The organism is Klebsiella sp. Shm-1 (assembly GCF_040804525.1).
In the GTDB taxonomy this organism is placed as follows: domain Bacteria; phylum Pseudomonadota; class Gammaproteobacteria; order Enterobacterales; family Enterobacteriaceae; genus Klebsiella; species Klebsiella pneumoniae.
The window spans coordinates 3,685,392-3,705,534 of record NZ_CP161823.1 but is presented as its reverse complement, the minus strand read 5'-3'; the positions used below and the strand labels follow the sequence as shown (position 1 = coordinate 3,705,534).

Annotated in this window: 18 protein-coding genes; 4 read left to right on the top strand and 14 right to left on the bottom strand. The window is 58.1% G+C overall.

The genetic code is table 11. From position 1 onward, the window contains the following. Nucleotides 1-6: 6 nt before the first annotated feature. The 4 genes from AB1E37_RS18310 to AB1E37_RS18295 are packed head-to-tail and all read right to left on the bottom strand — an operon-like array spanning nt 7 to nt 4,521. On the bottom strand, nt 7-1,011 hold the full coding sequence (locus AB1E37_RS18310; protein WP_020802201.1) for an ABC transporter permease: 1,005 nt from the start codon (nt 1,009-1,011) through the stop codon (nt 7-9). Further along, a complete protein-coding gene (locus tag AB1E37_RS18305; RefSeq protein ID WP_032411831.1) occupies nt 1,008-1,997 on the bottom strand; it encodes an ABC transporter permease in 990 nt (329 codons plus the stop codon). The genes AB1E37_RS18310 and AB1E37_RS18305 overlap by 4 nt, the downstream gene beginning before the upstream one ends. Continuing rightward, complete coding sequence (locus tag AB1E37_RS18300) at nt 1,994-3,496, bottom strand: sugar ABC transporter ATP-binding protein (RefSeq protein ID WP_021441413.1); 1,503 nt, start codon at nt 3,494-3,496, stop codon at nt 1,994-1,996. Before AB1E37_RS18300 ends, AB1E37_RS18305 begins: the two co-directional genes overlap by 4 nt. 44 nt (nt 3,497-3,540) lie before the next feature. Beyond that, entirely contained in the window at nt 3,541-4,521 is a 981-nt protein-coding gene (locus AB1E37_RS18295; protein ID WP_002894353.1) for a sugar ABC transporter substrate-binding protein, read from the bottom strand. A 408-nt stretch (nt 4,522-4,929) separates the two neighbouring features. Here AB1E37_RS18295 and AB1E37_RS18290 point away from each other — a divergent pair, with 408 nt between their 5' ends. After that, nucleotides 4,930-7,239: a molybdopterin-dependent oxidoreductase gene (locus tag AB1E37_RS18290; protein WP_032447412.1), complete on the top strand. Its 2,310-nt coding sequence runs from the start codon at nt 4,930-4,932 to the stop codon at nt 7,237-7,239. Between the two features lie 107 nt (nt 7,240-7,346). Here AB1E37_RS18290 and AB1E37_RS18285 read toward each other — a convergent pair whose 3' ends face one another. Both AB1E37_RS18285 and mtnC read right to left on the bottom strand, forming a co-directional pair. Next, on the bottom strand, nt 7,347-7,889 hold the full coding sequence (locus AB1E37_RS18285; protein WP_002894357.1) for a 1,2-dihydroxy-3-keto-5-methylthiopentene dioxygenase: 543 nt from the start codon (nt 7,887-7,889) through the stop codon (nt 7,347-7,349). Continuing rightward, nucleotides 7,886-8,575, bottom strand: a complete 690-nt coding sequence (gene mtnC / locus AB1E37_RS18280) for an acireductone synthase (RefSeq protein WP_023287371.1) — start codon at nt 8,573-8,575, stop codon at nt 7,886-7,888. The genes AB1E37_RS18285 and mtnC overlap by 4 nt, the downstream gene beginning before the upstream one ends. A gap of 141 nt (nt 8,576-8,716) precedes the next feature. On the opposite strand from mtnC, the gene AB1E37_RS18275 reads away from it, so the two are divergent. Beyond that, on the top strand, nt 8,717-9,862 hold the full coding sequence (locus AB1E37_RS18275) for a pyridoxal phosphate-dependent aminotransferase (RefSeq protein ID WP_075201671.1): 1,146 nt from the start codon (nt 8,717-8,719) through the stop codon (nt 9,860-9,862). Here the strand turns inward: AB1E37_RS18275 and AB1E37_RS18270 are convergent, their stop codons facing one another. From AB1E37_RS18270 to dsbG, 4 genes are all read right to left on the bottom strand, one after another. Continuing rightward, nucleotides 9,863-10,489: a ParB/RepB/Spo0J family partition protein gene (locus AB1E37_RS18270; protein WP_032447414.1), complete on the bottom strand. Its 627-nt coding sequence runs from the start codon at nt 10,487-10,489 to the stop codon at nt 9,863-9,865. Beyond that, nucleotides 10,474-11,697 carry a phosphoadenosine phosphosulfate reductase gene (locus AB1E37_RS18265; RefSeq protein ID WP_002894369.1) on the bottom strand — a complete coding sequence of 408 codons (1,224 nt, stop codon included), beginning with the start codon at nt 11,695-11,697 and terminating at the stop codon, nt 10,474-10,476. The genes AB1E37_RS18270 and AB1E37_RS18265 overlap by 16 nt, the downstream gene beginning before the upstream one ends. A gap of 110 nt (nt 11,698-11,807) precedes the next feature. Then, nucleotides 11,808-12,740, bottom strand: a complete 933-nt coding sequence (locus AB1E37_RS18260; RefSeq protein ID WP_004147565.1) for a LysR family transcriptional regulator — start codon at nt 12,738-12,740, stop codon at nt 11,808-11,810. Nucleotides 12,741-12,920: 180 nt separating this feature from the next. Beyond that, a complete protein-coding gene (gene dsbG / locus AB1E37_RS18255) occupies nt 12,921-13,670 on the bottom strand; it encodes a thiol:disulfide interchange protein DsbG (RefSeq protein ID WP_002894375.1) in 750 nt (249 codons plus the stop codon). A 411-nt stretch (nt 13,671-14,081) separates the two neighbouring features. On the opposite strand from dsbG, the gene ahpC reads away from it, so the two are divergent. Further along, nucleotides 14,082-14,645, top strand: coding sequence for an alkyl hydroperoxide reductase subunit C (ahpC, locus tag AB1E37_RS18250; RefSeq protein WP_002894394.1), 564 nt, complete (start codon nt 14,082-14,084; stop codon nt 14,643-14,645). 187 nt (nt 14,646-14,832) lie between these two features. Continuing rightward, nucleotides 14,833-16,398, top strand: coding sequence for an alkyl hydroperoxide reductase subunit F (ahpF, locus tag AB1E37_RS18245; RefSeq protein ID WP_004142378.1), 1,566 nt, complete (start codon nt 14,833-14,835; stop codon nt 16,396-16,398). Between the two features lie 76 nt (nt 16,399-16,474). On the opposite strand, the gene uspG is transcribed toward ahpF, so the two are convergent. The 4 genes from uspG to dcuC all read right to left on the bottom strand — a co-directional run bounded on the left by uspG (nt 16,475) and on the right by dcuC (nt 19,942). Continuing rightward, on the bottom strand, nt 16,475-16,903 hold the full coding sequence (uspG, locus tag AB1E37_RS18240) for a universal stress protein UspG (RefSeq protein ID WP_002894401.1): 429 nt from the start codon (nt 16,901-16,903) through the stop codon (nt 16,475-16,477). Nucleotides 16,904-17,089: 186 nt separating this feature from the next. Beyond that, the gene (gene rnk / locus AB1E37_RS18235; RefSeq protein WP_002894404.1) at nt 17,090-17,500 is read right to left on the bottom strand and encodes a nucleoside diphosphate kinase regulator; all 411 of its coding nucleotides are present in this window, start codon (nt 17,498-17,500) and stop codon (nt 17,090-17,092) included. Nucleotides 17,501-17,678: 178 nt separating this feature from the next. Beyond that, nucleotides 17,679-18,476, bottom strand: a complete 798-nt coding sequence (gene rna / locus AB1E37_RS18230; protein WP_004176884.1) for a ribonuclease I — start codon at nt 18,474-18,476, stop codon at nt 17,679-17,681. A 92-nt stretch (nt 18,477-18,568) separates the two neighbouring features. After that, a complete protein-coding gene (gene dcuC / locus AB1E37_RS18225) occupies nt 18,569-19,942 on the bottom strand; it encodes an anaerobic C4-dicarboxylate transporter DcuC (RefSeq protein ID WP_004142371.1) in 1,374 nt (457 codons plus the stop codon). Nucleotides 19,943-20,143: the final 201 nt, after the last annotated feature.

Genomic DNA, 20,143 nt, shown 5'->3' with positions numbered 1-20,143 from the left:
TCCCGTTTAGCGATGCGTTTGGCGCAGGCGCGCCTGCCAGAAGGATAGGGCGAGGGCCACCACCAGAATCACGCCGACCAGCGCGTCCTTCACCAGATAATTGAGCCCCATCAGGTTCAGGCCGTTATCAATAATGGCAAGGAACAGCACGCCGCCGAGGGTGCCGAGGATGCTGACCCGGCCCAGACGGTTAAAGGCAGTGCCGATAAATACTGCCGCAATGGCGTCCATCAGGTAAGACTGCCCGGCCAGCGGGGTAAACTGCCGCAGGTTGGCGGAGAGGATCACCCCGCCGACGGCGCAGAGCGCCGAGGCGGTCACCAGCACGCCGAGCATGGTCAGGCGATCGCGGATCCCGGCGATACGCGCCGCTTCGCTGTTCTGGCCGATGGCGCGGACATATTTGCCCCACAGGGTGCGCTCGGTAACCAGCCAGGCCGCCAGCCACAGCGCCAGCACGATCGCTACCGGCGTGGGGATCCCACCAAGGTTGCCCACCGCCAGGTCGTGATACTCCGGAGCCATCCGCCGATAGGCTATCGCGCCGCCGCCGTCGGTATAGATGCGCTCGGCGCTGCTGGCGATAAACCAGGTGCCGAGCGTGGCGAGGAAGGGGCGGATCCGGCAGATGAGGATCAGAAAGGCATTGAGCAGGCCAATCAGCACGCCGCCGAGCAGAGCGCAGCCCACCGCGGCCTGCCACGGCAGATGCCAGGTTTTCAGGGCGACGAGGGCGAAGGCGGCGCCGAAATCGAGCGCGACGCCCACCGACAGATCAATCGCCCCGGCGCTGACGATCAGGGTCATCGCCATCGCCACAATCAGCAGGATCGCGCTGCCCTGCAGCAGGTTGGCCCAGTTATCCACGGTTAAAAATACCGGATTCGCCCAGCCAAACAGGGCGATGGCCAGCAGGGTGATGACGCCAAATCCGGCCCGCGACAGCCAGGCCAGCGGGCTGCTGGCCGTCTGTTCCGCCGACGCAGAGGTTTTCAGGGTGATTTGACTCATGCCTCGCCTCCTTTGTGTCTGACCGCCGAGGCCGCCAGCACCACCAGGATCAGGCCGCCTTTAATGGCGCCCATCCAGAAGATATTGACCCCCAGCAGGCCGAGCCCGTTAGAGAGGGCGTTGACCAGGATTGCCCCCAGCAGCGCGCCCCAGATGGTGACCACCCGACGGCGCGAGAAGGCGGCGCCGATAAAGGTCGCCAGCACGGTCTCCAGCAGCAGCGGCGTGGCCGTCCCGCTGGAGCTGCCGGAGCCCTGGCTGAGCAGCGGCAGAATAGCCAGCCCGGCGGCAATGCCCGCTAACAGCCAGACCAGCAGGGTCAAGCGGCGCACGTTCAGGCCGCTCATCTGCGCCATATCGCGGTTGCCGCCCACCGCCTGCACATGCTGGCCGAAGCGGGAGTGGTGGAGCAGGAACTGGAACAGGATAAACACCCCCAGCAGATAGATCAGCGGCCAGGGCAGGCCCAGCACGCTGTTATCGCGAAAAGCGACCATCAGCGGATCGCTGACCGCGATGCGTCGCTGGCCGGTCAACAGATCTGTCAGGCCGGTAAACGCCACCGAGGTCGAGAGGGTGGCCAGCAGCGGCGGCAGGCCGGCCGCCAGCACCAGCAAGCCGTTGATCGCCCCGCACAGCAGGCAAACCGCCGCCAGTAGCGCCAGCAGCAGGAGATACGGCGTGTGCCATTCGGCCAGCCCGAGGCTGAGCAGCGCGACGCCGAGCACCGCCGTCGCCGGCAGGGAGAGGTCGATGCCGCCGGAGACCACGTCATCTCCGCCCACGGCGATAACGCAGACCAGGCCGAAACAAAGGATTGCCAGCGGAACGCTCTGGACCAGCATCAGGCTGATATTTTGCCAGCTGAGAAAGTAGGGCGACTGTACGCTCAGCCATACCAGCAGCGCCAGAAACAGGATCAGGGGAAATTTTTCAATCAGCGTCGCCAGGCCCGGACGGCCGCGACGCTGGATAGCAGTACTCATGGTGAAGGCTCCTGTCCGCCGTTGATCGCCACCAGTAGGGCGTCCAGCGTTAGCCCGCGGGTGGGCAGATTGGCCGCCAGCGCGCCGCGCCAGAGGACCAGGATCCGGTCGCATAGTCCGAGCAGTTCGGGGGCGTCGCTGGAGGAGACCAGCACCGCCCGTCCTTGATCGGCCAGCTGGCGCGTACGTTGATAAATATCCCGGCGGGCGCCGATATCGACCCCCAGGGTGGGTTCATCGAGAATAAACAGCCGGGCATCGGTCCCCAGCCAGCGGGCGAGGATCGCTTTTTGCTGGTTGCCGCCGCTCATGTAGCGTACCGGCAGCCCCGGGCGTCCCGGGCGGATTGCCAGCTGTTCTATCCAGTCGCGCGCTTTCTGCTCGGCGATACCCCGCCGCTCCCAGCCAAAGGTGGCGGTCTCCGGCAGCGAGGCGAGATTAATATTGTCGGCGGTGGTGAAGGGCAGGATCAGCCCCTGATGGCGGCGGTCGCGTGGCACCAGCGCCATGCCGGCGCGGATCGCCTGCTTCGGCGTACGAATGCGCCGCGGCCGGCCCTCGAGGTGGATGGTGCCGCGTTCCGCCGGGCGTAAGCCGTAGAGTAAGTCGACCAGCACATCGCGTCCGGCGCCCAGCAGGCCGGCGACGCCGACGATTTCGCCCGGCTGAATATCAAAAGAAAGATCCTGCAGCTGCCGCCCGTCGCTCAGCTGGCGCACCGAGAGCAGCGGGGTCGCCCCATTGTCTGCCGCCGGGCGCTGGCGCGGAGTATACAGCTGGTCGATTTCCCGGCCGACCATCATGGCGATCAGCGCTTCGGTATTCTGCAGCAGGTCGCGGTCCGGGTAGCCGACCACTTCCCCGTTGCGCAGCACGGTGCCGCGGTCGCAGAGGGTGGCTATCTCATTGAGGTAGTGGGAAATATACAGAATGGCAATGCCCTGGTCGCGCAGGCGCAGGATAGCGGAGGAGACCAGACTGGCCTCCTGCGCCTCCAGGGGGGCTGTGGGTTCGTCGAACACCACCAGCCGCGCTGCGCCGTCGATCAGCGCGCGGGCAATCTGCACCAGCTTGCGCTCGGCCAGGCTCAGGTCGCGCACCAACCGTTCGGGGTCGATCGCCAGCTGCCAGTTTTGCTGGAAAAATTGCGCCGTGGCGGCCTTCATCCGTCGGCGATCCAGCGCCCCCCAGCGGGTGCGATACTCCTGGCCCAGGAACACCGATTCCGCGACGGTAAAGTGCGGGATCAGGTTCAGCTCCTGGTGGATAACGCGGATGCCGGCGGCTTCGATGGCTGCCGGATTGCCGAGGGGCAGCGGGTGACCGTCGAGGGTGGCGCTGCCGCTGTCGGCCTGATACACACCGGCGAGGATCTTGATCAGCGTCGATTTACCGGCGCCGTTCTCGCCAATCAGGCCATGAATCTCCCCCGGATTGAGGCGCAGGGTAACCGCATTAAGCGCGGTGACGCTGGCAAAACGTTTACCGATCTGCTCCATGACCAGACCAGCGGCGGGGCGTTCCCCGCCTGGATGTTGATTAATCACTGCAGCTCGCCGTATCCCAACTGTTTATACACCGCTTTCGCTTCCTGCGGACCTTTCACCGGAACCACCGGAATAAAGGTTTGCACCGGTAGTTTCTGGCCGGCAAAGTAGCGGGCCACGTTGTCAGCCGAGGTCTGGCCGATCAGATGCGGCTGCTGCGCGACGTTAGCCACGAACGGGCTGCCGGGCTCCGCCATGATCTCCAGGGTCTCCGGACCGGCGTCGATGGCCGTCACTTTCACGTCTTTATCGCGACCTGTCTCTTCCAGCGCCTGGACGATGCCGATGGCCGGTTGATCCCAGCAGGCGACATGGATGGCGTCCAGTTTGCCTTTCGGATACTGGCTGAGTAATTCGAGGGTTTTCTTCCGCGCGTCTTCCGGCGAGTTGGCGAACTGTTCCGCGAGCTCGGGCTGGATAATATGAATATCCGGATAATCCTTAAGGACATATTTCCACTGATCGTAGCGAATTCCGCAAATACGCAGCGCGCTGGAGAAGGCGTTAAATACGGCGACGTTGCCTTTGCCGCCTAATTCATCCGCCATGTAGCGGCCGATGGTTGAGCCTAAGGTGTAGTTATCGGAAGTAGTATTGTTGACCGAATATTGAGAAACATGATCTACGGTAAATACCGGGATACCGGCATCACGCAATGCTTTAAATTTTGGTTCGACGGCGCTATCGCCGAGAATACTAATTACCGCGTCCACCTTGCGTGACAGTAAAATATCGTGGTTATTGGCATGCACCTGATTATCGCGGCCGCCATCGACGCCAATGACTTTGCCCCCCAGCTTCTCCACCTCCTCTGTCGCGCCTTTAAAGGCCTCGCGATCCCAGAAATGCTGAGTGCCGACCACGGCAACGCCAATGGTTTTTCCCTGTAAGGAGAGGGCGTCTGCGGCAGCGACGCTCAGCGAGGCAAGGGAAAGCAGTCCCAGCGCGGCAGGCAATAATTTTCTTTTCTGCGACATTGTTATTATGATCCTGTGATGAAGGTGGTTGCGGACCGGTAGCATGACAAGAAGCACCTCGCCACCTCAAATACAAAATAAGTCTAAGTTATGCCAGGAATGTTATATCGCAGAAACGTCAGAGAAAAAGTTTATTTTGTCATGAGGAACCTGAAAATATTTCATGATGGCGGATAGACCTTTTTATTTTGTGGTTTTATTTTTGACTTATTCCGTGTTTATTTAGCGGATAAAGACAATTTTCTTAATATTGTGAGTGCATGGGAAATACGGCGTCTACAGAGAAAAAAAGAAGATTGCGCGGGCTAAAGCTTTTTTTAGCAGAGCAATGTCTGGCCGGGTAAGGATTATTACCCTATTTCCCCGCTTTATTGTAATGAACCTTAAGCTGAGAAGAACGCGGGCGCTATGAAGAAACAGCATAATTATACGGTGATGCACTGGGGAACCTGGCAGGTGGAGAGCCGTGAGGGCGAGATCGTGGCGGTTAAGCCGGTGCCCTGGGATAAAAATCCCTCACGCATCGGCCAGTCGCTTCCCGACGCGGTGACCAGCCAAACGCGCATTCGCCGTCCGGCGGTGCGCGCCGGCTATCTCCAGCACGGGCCGGCGTCACGAGAAGGGCGAGGTAAAGAGCCCTTTGTCGAAGTCAGCTGGGAGGTGGCCCTGGACCTGCTGGCGCGCGAGCTGCGCTCGGTCAAGGCGCGCTGCGGTAATGAGGCGATCTACGGCGGCTCCTACGGCTGGGCCAGCGCTGGACGCTTTCACCATGCGCAGAGCCAGCTGCACCGGTTTCTCAAGGGCCTTGGCGGGTACACCGCCAGCACCAATACCTATAGCAGCGCCGCGGGCGAGCGTATTCTGCCGCATATTCTCGGGCCGCTGAGCCCGCTGCACCGGCAGCATACCCATTTTTCCGAGCTGGCCCGGGAGTGTCAGCTGTTTGTCGCCATCGGCGGACTGCCGCTGCGCAATGCCCAGGTCAACGGCGGCGGCGCCAATGACCATATGCTCCAGTACTGGCTGGATAAGATGCAGGCCAACGGCACGCGGTTTATCAATATCAGTCCGGTGCGCAATGACCTCAGCGCGGTGCCCGACGCCGAGTGGCTGGCCATTCGGCCGGGCACCGATACCGCACTGCTGCTGGCCCTGAGCTATGTGCTGATCGCTGAGTCTCTCTACGACCAGGCGTTTGTTGCCAGCCATACCGTCGGGTTTGCCCCCTATCGCGCTTATCTGTTGGGCGAGCACGATGGCGTGGCGAAAACCCCGGCGTGGGCGGCGGCGATTACCGGCCTGGACGCCCAGCGCATCGCCGACCTGGCGCGGGAGATGGCCCGCCACCGGACGATGGTGAATATCTCCTGGTCTATCCAGCGCGCCCGTCAAGGGGAGCAGGCCTACTGGGCGACGGTGGCCCTGACCGCACTGCTGGGACAGATCGGCACGCCGGGCGGCGGCCTCGGGTTTGGCTACGCCTGTACCAACCTGGCGGGCGCGGTGCGAAAAGCGTTTTCCGGCCCGCGCTTACCCGCCGGAGAGAATGCGGTGGACAGCGTTATCCCGGTGGCGCGGCTGTCCGATATGCTGCTGCACCCGGGAGAAACCTATGAGTTCGACGGTCAGCAGCGGCGCTATCCCGATATCCGTTTAGTCTACTGGGCGGGAGGCAATGCGTTTCATCATCATCAGGATCTCAACCGACTGTGCGAGGCCTGGCGCCGCCCGGAGACGGTGGTGGTGCATGAGCAGTACTGGACCGCGCAGGCCAAATTCTCCGATATCGTTCTGCCGGCCACCACCTCGCTGGAGCGAGAGGATATCGGCAGCGGCGGTCACGACGGGTTTATGATCGCCATGAGCGCGCAGATCCCGCCGGTGGGCGAGGCGCGTGACGATTACGCTATTTTCTGCGATCTCGCCGATCGGCTTGGATTCGGAGAAGCGTTCAGCGAAGGGCGGGACGCCGGGCAGTGGCTGCGTCATCTCTATGAGGAGTCAAGACCGCGGGCGCAGGAGGAGGGTATTGCGCTGCCCTCGTTCGATGACTTCTGGCAGCAAGGGGTGCTGGAATACAGCGCGCCGGAGCGGCCGCAAATTTTTCTCGCCGATTTTCGCGCCGATCCGCAGCGCTATCCGCTTTCCACGCCCTCCGGCAAAATTGAACTCTTTTCCGCCACCGTCGCCGGGTTTGGCTATCGCGAATGCCCTGGCCATCCGTGGTGGGATGAACAGGAGGCCGCCCGCCAGCGGCAGGAGGCGGCGCGCTGGCCGCTTCATCTGCTCTCCAGCCAGCCGCGCGCCCGCCTGCACAGTCAGTACGACCACGGCAGCGTCAGCCGGGCGACGAAAGTTCAGGGACGCGAGCCGCTGTGGATGCATCCGAGCGATGCGCAGGGAAGGGATATCCGCGAAGGCAGCGTGGTGAAAGTCTATAACGACCGCGGGGCGATTCTGGCGGGGGTGCACCTGAGCGAGCAGATTTTGCCCGGCGTGGTACAGATGTCCACCGGCGCCTGGTATGACCCGCTGGATCCGAAGGAAGAACGGTCGCTCGATAAGCACGGTAATCCCAACGTATTAACCGAGGATCGCGGCAGTTCGCGCCTGGGGCAGGGCTGTAGCGCCCAGAGCTGCTGGGTGGAGATCGCCCCGTGGCGTGAGGAACTGCCGCCGATCACCGCCTTTGGTCCGCCGAAGTTTATTGAAGTTTAGGCGTTGGCGCTCGCCGGCGGCGGGGCGGGTAGCCCGGAGAAGGCGCGGTATGCGCCGCCTCCGGCAAAGCCCGCCCCTGGCGGTTTAAGACTGACGACAGTTTGACGTTACGCCAGCCGCGGGTAGGCGCTGGCGATATCGTCGCCGGTAAACTGGGCGATCCAGCCTTCCGGGTTATCAAAAATGCGAATGGCGGTGAAGTTCGGTTCTGATCCCATATCAAACCAGTGCGGAGTGTGGGCGGGAACCGAAATCAGATCGTTCTTTTCGCACAGCACCTGGAACACCTCGTCGCCAATGTGCAGGCAAAACAGGCCAGCGCCCTCGACAAAAAACCGCACCTCGTCTTCGCCATGGGTGTGCTCGTTCAGGAACTTTTCCCGCAGCGCCTCTTTTTGCGGGTTATCGGCGCGCAGGCTGATGACGTCCCAGCTCTGGTAGCCCTTTTCGGCGACCAGTTTATCAATCGCATGCTGATAGGCGGCAATCACCGTTTCCGGGCTGGGATTTGCGCCGAGGTCGCGGTCGGCCTGCCAGCGCTCGAAACGGACGCCTTTGGCGTTAAGTTGATCCTGAATCGCTTTGGCGTCGGTGCTGTGCCAGACCGGCGTTTGCGGATCGGTCACGGAAAAAAGAGTTAATGCGCTCATGCTGGGATCTGCTCCGGATGAATGTCGTCAAAACGCTGAACCTGAGGGTGATGGCTCGCCGGGTCGCGGTCGCCGCGAACCAGCTGCACAGTGCGCAAACCCGCGGCCTCGGCGGCATCAAGTTCCTGATGGATATCCGACAGGAACAGGATGGTGCCAGGGGCATGGCCCAGGTGTTCAGCAATGTTACGGTAGGACTGCACCTCGCGTTTGGCGCCTACCAGGGTATCGAAATAGCCCGTGAACAGATGAGTAATATCACCTTCATCGCTGTAGCCAAATAACAATTTCTGCGCAGCCACGGAACCTGAGGAATATACATACAGATCAATACCCTGCGCTTTCCATTTCTCCAGCGCCGGCAGTACGTCCGGGTAGAGATGGCCGGTAAAGTCGCCGTTGAGATAGCCGTCGCGCCAGATGATCCCCTGCAGCGCCTTCAGCGCCGTGGATTTACGGTCTTCATCCATAAAGGTGAAGAGGGTAGTGATAAGGTCGGCGGTGCTGGCGGCGGGGGCGTCTGTTTCGCGGCGCAGGTTGTCGAGAATGGTTTTGACCGGTTCAGCGTGCTGCTGAGCGGTCACAAAGCCGGCCAGTCGTTCGCGGGCGTAGGGGAACAGCACGTTATGCACGAAGCGGATATCGCTGGTGGTGCCTTCTATGTCGGTCACGATGGCGCGGATCATGGTTTCTCCAGAGTGGGCGTAGCGTGGAATAACATTAGCATTTAGACGTCTAAGCGTCTTGATTGCCAAATATTAACATCGTGTTATAGTGGCTTCAACAACAGCATTACAATCGGTATAAAAAGAATGAACAATAACCCCTTGATTCCAGAGAGTAAACTTCCTGCGCTCGGCACCACGATTTTTACCCAGATGAGCGCCCTGGCCCAGCAGCATCAGGCCATAAACCTGTCCCAGGGCTTTCCCGATTTTGACGGCCCGCGCTATCTGCAGGAGCGTCTGACGTACCACGTGGCGCAGGGGGCGAATCAGTACGCCCCGATGACCGGCGTGCCGGCGCTGCGCGAGGCGATCGCCGGGAAGACGGCGGAGCTGTATGGTTACCAGCCCGACGTTAACAGCGAGATCACGGTCACCGCCGGCGCGACGGAGGCCCTGTATGCGGCGATCACCGCCCTGGTGCGCCGCGGCGACGAGGTGATCTGTTTCGATCCCAGCTATGACAGCTACGCCCCCGCGGTGGCGCTGGCCGGCGGCGAGTTACGTCGTATTGCGCTGCAGCCGCCGCATTTTCGCGTCGACTGGCGGCAATTTGCCGCCGCCCTGAGCGAGAAAACCCGGCTGGTGATCCTCAACTCCCCGCACAACCCTTCGGCCACCGTCTGGCAGCGCGAGGATTTTGCCGCCCTGTGGCAGGCGATCGCCGAACGCGAGATCTATGTCCTGAGCGATGAAGTCTATGAGCATATCTGCTTTGCTGAGGGCGGCCACGCCAGCGTGCTGGCGCATCCCCAGCTTCGCGAGCGGGCGGTGGCGGTCTCCTCGTTTGGCAAAACGTTTCATATGACCGGCTGGAAGGTCGGCTACTGCGTGGCCCCGGCGGCCATCAGCGCCGAACTGCGCAAGGTGCACCAGTATCTGACCTTCTCGGTGAATACCCCGGCGCAGCTGGCGATCGCCGACATGCTGCGCGAAGCGCCGGAGCATTATCGTGAGCTGCCGGCGTTTTATCGGGAACGTCGCGATCTGTTTATTGAAGCGCTGCGCCCAAGCCGGCTGGAAATCCTGCCCTGTGAAGGGACCTATTTCCTGCTGGCGGACTACAGCGCCATCTCCGATCTAGACGATGTCAGCTTCTGCCGCTGGTTGACCACTGAGATCGGCGTGGCGGCGATCCCGCTCTCCGTCTTCTGCGCCGATCCGTTCCCGCACAAGCTGATCCGCTTGTGCTTCGCCAAACAGCCGGCGACTCTGCTGGCTGCGGCGGCGCGTTTGTGCCAGCTGTAGTTACTTAATCGTCCACGCCTGGGAGAACTGGCGGCCGGCGAACATCTCTGTCAGGCCGCTAATTTGCTTCAGACGCAGCACTTCATCGGCATCCATCCCCAGCTCTTTGCCGATTTTCTGCGGCGTCCAGCCGAGCCGGGTCAGCTCGCGGACGATCTCTGACATGGCGTGGATTTGGTGGCGGCCGCGCGCCCGGTTATGGCGTATGGTCGCTGCCATCAGCCCGTCACGCGAGGCAGCTTCACTCGTCAGGCAGGTCACCGGCAAATAGCCTTTTAGCGTTTTTTTCAGCGCGGCTTTGCTGCAGGCCAGCTCATGGCGGTGAAAACCATCGACAATCGTATACGCCTGTGGGCCTTGCTGGATGACGACGACCGGCTGGGTAAAGCCGTCGGCCTCCAGCGACGTTTGCAGCAGACGCCTCTCCGGCGGCGCCACGTTATTCGGGTTGTAATCGTTGGGGGCTACCAGCTCCTGTTTGACCCACAGCACGCAGTCGACGGGCTGCGAGCGGAAGGGGCTGTAGTGGTGGAGCACCTGGCGAAATGCGTTGATAGCCTCAATGCGCGCCTCGTCATCCAGCTTTTGCAGGTAAGCTTCCAGCGCCTGCGTCAGTTGTTGTTGCATAATATCCCCCATTGTTGGCGATGTTTTTCCATGCGTTTACGGTAGCGCTGATAGTGGCTGCTTTTGGTCGGGCTAAACGAAAGCTGACGGCACCAGTAATCGTTATTGAGCAGTACTTTGCAGACTCGCCGCCAGGATGGGATATCTTTGGTGCCAATGTCCGCAGGTTGGGTATCCGGAATATCCTCCATACCTTTTTTCTGGTACCAGCGCAGGTAGACGGCGATTTTATTGCGGTAGTGCTCGGCGGTGGTTTCCGGCATGCTGTCGAGCAGGAACAGGGCGTAGCTTTTCCACGTCAGGTGGTCGGGCTTGTCGATTTTCCGATGACCGTAGAACTGATTATCATGCCCGGCATAGACCCCGCCGCTGTGCGCGCCGCTCACTCGCTGGCACATCGCGGCCCAGCGCTCAGGTTCCAGCACGTGATACAGCCACAGCCCCTGGCGCTGCTCGGGACCAAACGGTTCGCAAATGCGCATATAGCGCAGCGGCACCCCGGCCTGATACATCAGATCGTACAACGGGTTATAGGGCTCGCCGCTTTTGGCAAACCAGGTCCAGATATCGGCGGTTTTCCAGTCATAGAGCGGGTAGATGTACCAGGCATGGCCGCCCGGCGCTGAAGTGGTCCATGGTTTATCGTCGGCGAAGCGCTGTTTACGCTGTGAAGAAATCGTCATAAAGCGATTTAGCGATTCGTCGGCGCGAATGCCCACCAGCACGGCGGCGGGACGACGCTGCGAAAACCACTCGGCGAAGTGGCTGACGAAGGCTTCAAAGCTCATTCCGGGTTGATAAAATGAAAAATAGCCCGGGTGGGTAATGGCCCAGGGCGGCGGCTGGCGTACCCACTCGGTTCCGGGCTCCCAGCATTGCCATTGCGGCTTATACTGCGTCAGGGCATTTTGGGTGGTGAGCGGCAGGGCGACCCAGTAAAAGGTTTCGATAACATCCGCATACAGCGCACGCAGTTTTTCACAGTGGGCGATGGTGCAGGAGAACTGCGCTTCCCAGTCAATAAACAACACGCAGATTTTTTTCCCCTGTAACCGCGCCGCCTGGGCGGTTAAATGCAGCATAACGGTGGAGTCTTTTCCCCCGGAAAAAGAGACACAGATGCGCGAAAAATTATCCATGACCCACTGGATCCGCTGCTCAGTTGCCTGCAGCACCGATTCCGGTAAGGGATATTTAATAAACGACATGACCATTAATCCTTTAATAGTAGAAAATTCCCGTTAGCTCAGTATAAACGATGAGGGGTAGGAAATTAATGGTCGATTATTGTTTCTGGCAGCGGGGGAACAGAAGGGCGTTATTCGCTGTGATTAAATTGGGGCTGTGATGCCTCTCGATCATTCATTAATATGGTGATTAATTCAGTTAAAAAATGATTTTGCGAAGATGCATGGTGGTAATTAATGTAGATCGTGATATCCGGAAAAAGATTATCTATGTTGATGGCGTGAAGCTGCATAGTGGGTGAGATAAAGTCATATAAATAGGAAGGCAAAAAGCCAATTAAGTCGGTTTTATTAATCATGTTAAGAATGGTCATAAAAGAGTCGCTGCGAAAGGCAATATTGCGCGGATTCAGCCAGGCGATGCTGCTTTGCTGCACGCGCTGAATAACGGGATCGTTGGTAATATAGTGAGTGAAAAACTCCTGTGCCAGTGACTCTACCGAGGTAAGCGTTTCGCGTCGCGGATGGCCCGCCCGGCAAACCGCCAGCGTCTGCACCGTCTGATAGGGCTGACAGATCGTGGCGCGGTTGGTAATGGGCATGCGGGTGAACACCAGGTCCGCCTGGCGATACGCCAGCAGCTCCTCAGCCGATTCGGTGGTGGTCAGGTTATGGTGCTCAATTTGCAAGTTCGCCTGATGACAGAGCTGGTTAATCATAACGTGGCTATTGACTGAACAGAACAGCGGGGGGCCATATATCACAATACGTTTACGCAGTTCTGAGCGATTATTAAGATTGATGGTTTTTTCCAGCTGCTCCAGATTTTGCTGTAGATGATAATGAAGATTGACGCAGGCGGTGGTGGGTGTCATTCCTTTGCCAACACGAACAAATAGCGGATCGTTTAACTGCTGGCGCAGACGCTGCAACGACTGACTCACCGCTGAGGGGGTGATAAATAACATCGCCGCCGCTTTGCTGATGCTCAAATGTTGATAGATACATTCGAAAATAACCAATAAATTCAAATCGAACTTTTTCAGATCGTAAAGGTTTGCCATTAATGCAGTCCTGTTTATTACCGGTGCGGATTATAATATTCTTAATGATAATGTTTTGTGGCTTAATATTTGCGGTGTGAATTTAACTATTGGCAAATACAGTTAAGTTCTGCTTAATATATCTTATCGTCGACGGTGGCGCCAGCGGTCGCTTCCGCCAGGCGCCATTGCGGGATGGAATTACTCTTTTTCACCCATCATAATATGCAGTTTCTCTTTATCCGGTAGGCCGACCACCTGCTGCAGCATATTATCTTTATTCATATAATAAATCGCCGGCGTCACGTTGGCTCCCAGATCGTCCATCAGCTGCTGGTTGACGTTGAGCATTTTCATTTTCTCCGGCGGAATTGCTTTCGGGATCGTCAGAGCCATTTTCCCATTCGATTGCTCGTAATCATGCCAGGTTTTCGCCGGATCGCTGCTGGCGAGAATCGCCGCGGCGGTGGCCGGGCTCTCCGGCTTAATCACCCCCACCAGCAGAGTGCGGATCTGCACTTTACCGGCCTCTACCCAGGGGCGGGATTGCTGCCAGAACTGCTTGCAGTAGGGACAGAAGGGATCGGCAAAGACATACAGCACGATAGGGGCGTCCTTGCGACCATCCTGCAGCCAGTGGGCGCTGGCCATCTTCTTCCACATCTCTTGTCCCGCCGGGGTATAGAGTTCTTTCTGAAACAGCTGCTCGCTGAGGTTACTGCCGTTCTCATCATACATATAGCCGGAGATCGCGTGTTTACCATCCGGCGTTAGGTAGATGGCGACCCCCATGTCCTGGTATTTGCCCAGCCAGCCTTTCATTCCCCCCGGCGCCTCAAAGGGTTTTATAATGGTAATGCCCTGTTTTTCAATCGCTTTTACCGGAGCGGGGAGTTCCTCCGCATGGCTGCATAACGGCAAAAGGCTGAGTAACAGCAGACGCTTTAACATAAGTATTCCTTGTAAAATCAGCAGGAAAGGGCAAAACGATTGTCGAACCTATCACAGTCATAGGCAAGATCAGCAGAATGACGGATTGCCCTTTGCTGGCGTGGGTGATGTAATCCTGGATGCTGTTACATTAAGGTAATGTAGAGCGCAACACATAGCCAGTCTGACTGGCGCTGAACCTACCCTCGGGTATTTCAGGTAACGGGGCCGCCTGAAAAGGTGGCCTTTTTACTTTTGTCGCGGCAAATGATGCGAAAAACAGCGATTAGCGCTGAACGCGTCGACAGGTTCACAGAGTTGTCTTGTTCCGGTTGTTAGATAACGCTTATTGATTCGATAATGTAAACGCATTGGTCGGGTCAGGAAAAATTCGTTAACTTAGACCTCAACGAAAACACGGAGGAAGTATAGATGTCCTTAATTAACACCAAAATCAAACCGTTCAAAAACCAGGCATTCAAAAATGGTGAATTCATCGAAGTCACCGAGAAAGACACCGAAGGCCGCTGGAGCGTCTTCTTCTTCTATCCGGCTGACTTCACCTTCGTCTGCCCGACCGAACTGGGCGACGTGGCTGACCATTACGAAGAACTGCAGAAGCTGGGCGTAGACGTTTACTCTGTGTCTACCGATACCCACTTCACCCACAAAGCGTGGCACAGCAGTTCTGAAACCATCGCCAAAATCAAATATGCGATGATCGGCGACCCGACTGGCGCCCTGACCCGTAACTTCGACAACATGCGTGAAGATGAAGGTCTGGCTGACCGCGCTACCTTCGTCGTTGACCCGCAGGGTATCATCCAGGCGATCGAAGTTACCGCTGAAGGTATCGGCCGTGATGCGTCTGACCTGCTGCGTAAAATCAAAGCGGCGCAGTACGTTGCTTCTCACCCAGGCGAAGTCTGCCCGGCGAAATGGAAAGAAGGCGAAGCGACGCTGGCTCCTTCTTTAGATCTGGTTGGTAAGATCTAAGTCTGTTTGTGCCCGGCGGCGCTACGCTTGCACGGGCCTACAAGATCGTAGGCCGGGTAAACGGCGTGCCACCCGGTAATCAATGGGCGCTTTCGCGCCCATTTTATTCCAACACCATGATGCAAGCGCATTCAGGCAGCCTGACGAGGCCGCTTGCATGATGATGTTTTAAGCCCAGGAGATAACAATGCTCGACACCAACATGAAAACCCAGCTCAAGGCCTATCTTGAGAAGCTGACCAAGCCTGTTGAGCTGATTGCCACGCTGGATGACAGCGCTAAATCGGCAGAAATCAAGGAACTGTTGGCTGAAATCGCTGAACTGTCAGACAAAGTCACCTTTAAAGAAGACAACACGCTCGCGGTACGTAAGCCCTCGTTCCTGATTACTAACCCAGGTTCCGACCAGGGGCCGCGTTTTGCGGGCTCGCCGCTGGGCCACGAGTTTACCTCGCTGGTGCTGGCGCTGCTGTGGACCGGCGGTCACCCGTCGAAAGAGGCCCAGTCGCTGCTGGAGCAGATCCGCGATATTGATGGCGATTTCGAATTCGAAACCTACTATTCGCTCTCCTGTCATAACTGCCCGGACGTGGTCCAGGCCCTGAACCTGATGGCGGTGCTCAACCCGCGCATCAAACACACGGCGATTGACGGCGGGACCTTCCAGAATGAGATCACCGAGCGTAACGTCATGGGCGTGCCAGCGGTGTTCATGAACGGTCAGGAGTTTGGTCAGGGACGGATGACGCTGACTGAAATCGTCGCCAAAGTGGATACTGGTGCGGAAAAACGCGCAGCGGAAGAGCTGAATCAGCGTGACGCTTACGATGTACTGATCGTTGGCTCCGGCCCGTCCGGCGCGGCGGCGGCGGTCTACTCTGCACGTAAAGGGATTCGTACCGGCCTGATGGGCGAACGCTTCGGCGGTCAGGTGCTGGATACCGTGGATATCGAAAACTATATTTCGGTGCCGAAAACTGAAGGCCAGAAGCTGGCAGGCGCGCTGAAAGCGCACGTCAATGACTATAACGTCGACGTGATCGACTCCCAGAGTGCGACTAAACTGACGCCGGCGGCGACAGAGGGCGGCCTGCATCAGATCGAAACCGCCTCCGGCGCGGTGCTCAAGGCGCGTAGCGTCATCATCGCCACCGGGGCGAAATGGCGCAATATGAACGTGCCGGGCGAAGAACAGTATCGCACCAAGGGCGTGACCTACTGCCCTCACTGCGATGGTCCGCTGTTTAAGGGCAAACGCGTAGCGGTAATCGGCGGCGGGAACTCCGGCGTGGAAGCCGCCATTGACCTGGCGGGCGTCGTAGAGCACGTAACCCTGCTGGAGTTTGCCCCAGAGATGAAAGCCGACCAGGTGTTGCAGGATAAAGTCCGCAGCCTGAAGAATGTCGACATCATTCTTAATGCGCAGACCACGGAAGTGAAAGGCGATGGCAGCAAAGTCACCGGTCTGCAGTATCGTGACCGGGTGAGCGGCGATGAGCATCATGTCGCGCTGGCGGGGATCTTCGTCCAGATTGGCCTGCTGCCTAACACCACCTGGCTGGAAGGCGCCGTTGAGCGCAACCGCATGGGTGAGATCATCATCGATGCGAAGTGCGAAACCAACGTCAAAGGCGTGTTCGCCGCGGGCGATTGCACCACCGTGCCGTACAAACAGATTATTATCGCGGCAGGGGAAGGGGCAAAAGCGTCGCTGAGCGCTTTCGACTACCTGATCCGCACGAAAACCGCATAACAAGTCAGACAATAGACCTGCATAACAAAGAGGCTACCCAGGGGTAGCCTCTTTTTTTATACTCTTTTCGTCATTCTTACCTGACGACCATTACCGGGATATGGGCATGGCGGATCACGCTTGAGGCATTGGAGCCGAGCAGGTGGGTACTGATGGAGGGATTGCGTGAGCCAATAACTACCACGTCGGCGTTAATTTCGCTGGCCAGCTCGTTGACCATATCGCGCACGCTGCCAAAACGTACATGTAGCTTGATACGAGACGGGTCAATGCTGAAGTGGCTGACCATCGTCTGCAGGCGAGTCTCCGCCTCATGCTGCAGATGTTCCTCAAACCGCCGCAGGTCGGCGGTAAAACGGCTCATGGTAAAGCTCGCGGAACCCGGTAAGACGTGGAGCAGATGGATCACCCCGTCCTGCTGGGCCAGAAACTCCGCGTGCCGGACGGCTTTATCGCTCAGCGCCATCTCAAAGACATCAACCGGCATAATGATAGTCTTATACATATGCAATCCTCCTTGTTCGTTTGCGTCTATATCAACATATTATATGCGGATATTGTGTCATTCAGGTCGCAAAACTGTCAGCCAGGCAGGCGCAAAGCGTAAAAAAGGGTAAGCGGCGGGAAAACAGCAGAAAGAGGATGTGCGGACATCCTCTGAATAAAGCGCGAAACGCCTCAGGCAGCGGGATTAGCGGTGGAATTCGCCAGCGGCTTCCGGCTGGTACAATAGCTCCAGCACTTCCAGGTGCGTCGATGCGCCGCCCGGCAGCTCCCAGTGAATGGTGCTGCCGACTTTCAGGCCCAGCAGCGCGGCGCCCACCGGCGCGAGGACGGAGAGCTGGCTGGCGCTGTCGGTCACCTGTGACGGAAACACCAGCGTCCGCACGCGCTCTTCGCCGCTGGTTAAATCGCGGAATTTTACCCTGCTATTCATGGTGACGACATCATGCGGCATCGCTTCCGGGGCCAGCATTTGCGCGCGGTCGAGTTCCTCATTCAGGGCATCGGCAACCGGTGAGTTGGCGAAAGCCGGCTGCTCCAGCAGCCTGTCGATACGTTCGGCATCCAGTTCATTAATGATGATTGCGGGTCTGGTCATTGCATACTCCATGTTATCCAGGAACCTGTCCGTAAAAGAAAACCCTCGCCGAAAGGGGCAAGGGTTAAGGTCCTACCATCATACTGAGAGTTGCCGGCAGTTTGAAGTGATGAAACGCACATTCAGCGTGCAACACCATCCGGCGGACGGTGTTTTCCAATCAGCATCCCGCTTTACGCTAGTGGCCAACCTTATCGAGGATAAACTGTGCGCCGCAGTTACCCGGGTGAGGCTGGGGCAGAAAAGCGGAAGTGGCCAGCGGGGCGTTGATGGTCGCGGCGTTGAGCGAGATTTGCATCTCCGTCAGATAGGCCGGATTACCGTTGCAGGTTAGCTTAAACGCCTTCACGCTCTGCGGACCCCAGGCGCGGGCCACGGCGGCGTCGAAGTCGGCGCGGCTGACCGTTTGGCCATAGTGCTTCGCGAGAAAATCCCCCACCGGGCTGCGCTTAATTTCACCGTTTAGTCGCACCATGGCGCCAAAGTAGCTGTCGGGATCGAAGCCGAAGCAGACGCCATGTTTGGCATATTCGTAGCGTTCCAGACAGGAGGTGCCGCCCGATCCCGGCATCACATTATTTAGTTTATTGGCCATCTCCAGCGACAGTCCGGTCTCCGCCGCCTGGCATTTGCGGTTCGCTTTTACCTCCGGCATGTTAGGCACCGGACGCGTGGCGCAGCCGTAGCGCATCCAGCGACGTTCATCCACTCCGCGCGCGGCAATGGACTTTGGCAGCCCGGGCCACAGGCCATGCACGGTCAGAAAGTCGGCTTTATTCGCGGTGTCCTGCTGCAGGCGACACTCTTCCGGTTCGTTGCGATTGCGGTCATACATGCTCTGACAGAATCCGGTTTGCCAGGAGAGGGCAAGGACGTAGCGGTCAAAATCAGCGTATCGCGTCGCGGTGAGCGGTTCAGCACCGGCCTGAGTGGCGGTAAGCACAAGGGCAATCGCGGCGAAATCCTTCCTGAACATTTTTATTCCTGATTATGGATGGCAAAAGATAACGGGGAGTTATTAAAGCATAAAAAAGGCGCCCGCTGGCGCCTTTTCGCGTGGTTAGACCATTAGTGGAGCGCGCTGCCGGGCACCAGGATTTCAGTAGCAACGATCACCACCAGCAGGCCAACGAGCACCGGCACTGAGGTGCGCTTGACCACTTCGAATGGGGAAATCTTCGCCATCCCGGCAACGGCGACCACCACCCCGGAGACGGGCGATATCGTGCGGCCGAGGTTAGAAGCCTGCAGCATCGGAATCGACAGGTAGGCCGGATTGATGCCGGAGGAGTGCGCCAGCTTGGGGATCATCTCAACGAAGGCGTAGAACGGGGCATTACCGGAACCGGTGGTCATCGCCGCCAGCATGGTCAGGATCACCAGCACCAGCATCAGAATAATACTGGCCGAGCCGAAGGAGGTGGCGATTGAGATCAGACCGTTGATAAAGCCGATAGTGCTTAACCCCTGGGCAAAGACGCCGGCGGCAACCAACAGCATCACTACGCCGGCGAAGGCGTCGGCCATTCCACGGTAGGCGACTTCCAGCCCGCTAAAGACGTTTTTGGTGTTGAAACCGCGCAGGAACTCGAGGATCGCCGCCAGCAGCATGCAGCCAACGAGGATGGTGATAATGTGCAGCTCCGGCCCCCATTTACCGTCAAAGATCAGCACGCCGATGATCGGGGTAAACGGCAGAATGGCATACAGCGCCGGGGCGGTGGTGGTGATGTCGTTGACGTCGAGCATCTCGTGAGAAATGTGCTCTTTTTTATCCAGATAGCGCTGCCAGAAAAAGTGGGCGATCGCCATGCAGATAATGGCCGCGATGGAGATCGGCAGCGTGGTTTTAAAAGCAAAGTCGATCAGCGGCATTTCAGCGGCTTTGGCCGCCAGGACGACGTCACCCGAGGTTGGCGAGAGGATAATCGCCGCCGGTGAGGCGCAGATGGCGGCGGCGGCCCCGCGGCTGATACCGACATTCACCATTACCGGGAACAGCGTCGCCATCAGCAGTACGCCAAGGCCGGTCGCGGAGGAGACGGCCAGCGACATCAGGCAGGCGACAAAATAGGCGGCAATCATCAGCAGATAGGGCGAATTAATATAGCGCAACGGCTTCGACGCTAATTTGACCACCATATCATTGGCGCCAATATGGGTCATATAGGTGGCGAAGCCGCACAGCATCATGATCATCATGCCCAGATCGCCGCCGCGGCTCATGAGTAGAATCTTAATGTATTCAATAATATCGGTAGCGGAATAGCCGGTGCTCGCGGTATTACCCGGTAACACTTTATGTCCCAGCAGGGCGCTGACGATCAGTAAGATTAAGCCTCCGACGAACAGCACCCCGGTGGCCGAGTAGCCTTTAATGATATAGCGGGCTACGCCCACAATGACCACAATCCCTATCAGGATCTCAATAAACGTCAGCATTTATTACCCCTAAACCCAAAGAATATGTAGATAAAAAGCACCACACCAAATTTTAATGTGCGAATGTGCCGAAAAAACGGACAAAACTCGCTGATGCAAATCAATAAAGCGATAAGAACTACACGTCCCCCAGCACGCCTGGATATAATCACCAGATGGATAGTTAAGCCGTTCTGATGGACAGCGGGCGAAAATCAGGAG

Coding starts and splice junctions, on each gene's coding strand:
- uspG (WP_002894401.1), bottom strand. CDS start 16,903: ATGTATAAGACTATCATTATGCCGGTTGATGTCTTTGAGATGGCGCTG.
- rna (WP_004176884.1), bottom strand. CDS start 18,476: ATGTTCAGGAAGGATTTCGCCGCGATTGCCCTTGTGCTTACCGCCACT.
- dcuC (WP_004142371.1), bottom strand. CDS start 19,942: ATGCTGACGTTTATTGAGATCCTGATAGGGATTGTGGTCATTGTGGGC.
- ahpC (WP_002894394.1), top strand. CDS start 14,082: ATGTCCTTAATTAACACCAAAATCAAACCGTTCAAAAACCAGGCATTC.
- AB1E37_RS18260 (WP_004147565.1), bottom strand. CDS start 12,740: ATGGCAAACCTTTACGATCTGAAAAAGTTCGATTTGAATTTATTGGTT.
- AB1E37_RS18285 (WP_002894357.1), bottom strand. CDS start 7,889: ATGAGCGCATTAACTCTTTTTTCCGTGACCGATCCGCAAACGCCGGTC.
- AB1E37_RS18270 (WP_032447414.1), bottom strand. CDS start 10,489: ATGCAACAACAACTGACGCAGGCGCTGGAAGCTTACCTGCAAAAGCTG.
- rnk (WP_002894404.1), bottom strand. CDS start 17,500: ATGACCAGACCCGCAATCATCATTAATGAACTGGATGCCGAACGTATC.
- ahpF (WP_004142378.1), top strand. CDS start 14,833: ATGCTCGACACCAACATGAAAACCCAGCTCAAGGCCTATCTTGAGAAG.
- AB1E37_RS18305 (WP_032411831.1), bottom strand. CDS start 1,997: ATGAGTACTGCTATCCAGCGTCGCGGCCGTCCGGGCCTGGCGACGCTG.
- dsbG (WP_002894375.1), bottom strand. CDS start 13,670: ATGTTAAAGCGTCTGCTGTTACTCAGCCTTTTGCCGTTATGCAGCCAT.
- mtnC (WP_023287371.1), bottom strand. CDS start 8,575: ATGATCCGCGCCATCGTGACCGACATAGAAGGCACCACCAGCGATATC.
- AB1E37_RS18290 (WP_032447412.1), top strand. CDS start 4,930: ATGAAGAAACAGCATAATTATACGGTGATGCACTGGGGAACCTGGCAG.
- AB1E37_RS18310 (WP_020802201.1), bottom strand. CDS start 1,011: ATGAGTCAAATCACCCTGAAAACCTCTGCGTCGGCGGAACAGACGGCC.
- AB1E37_RS18295 (WP_002894353.1), bottom strand. CDS start 4,521: ATGTCGCAGAAAAGAAAATTATTGCCTGCCGCGCTGGGACTGCTTTCC.
- AB1E37_RS18265 (WP_002894369.1), bottom strand. CDS start 11,697: ATGTCGTTTATTAAATATCCCTTACCGGAATCGGTGCTGCAGGCAACT.
- AB1E37_RS18300 (WP_021441413.1), bottom strand. CDS start 3,496: ATGGAGCAGATCGGTAAACGTTTTGCCAGCGTCACCGCGCTTAATGCG.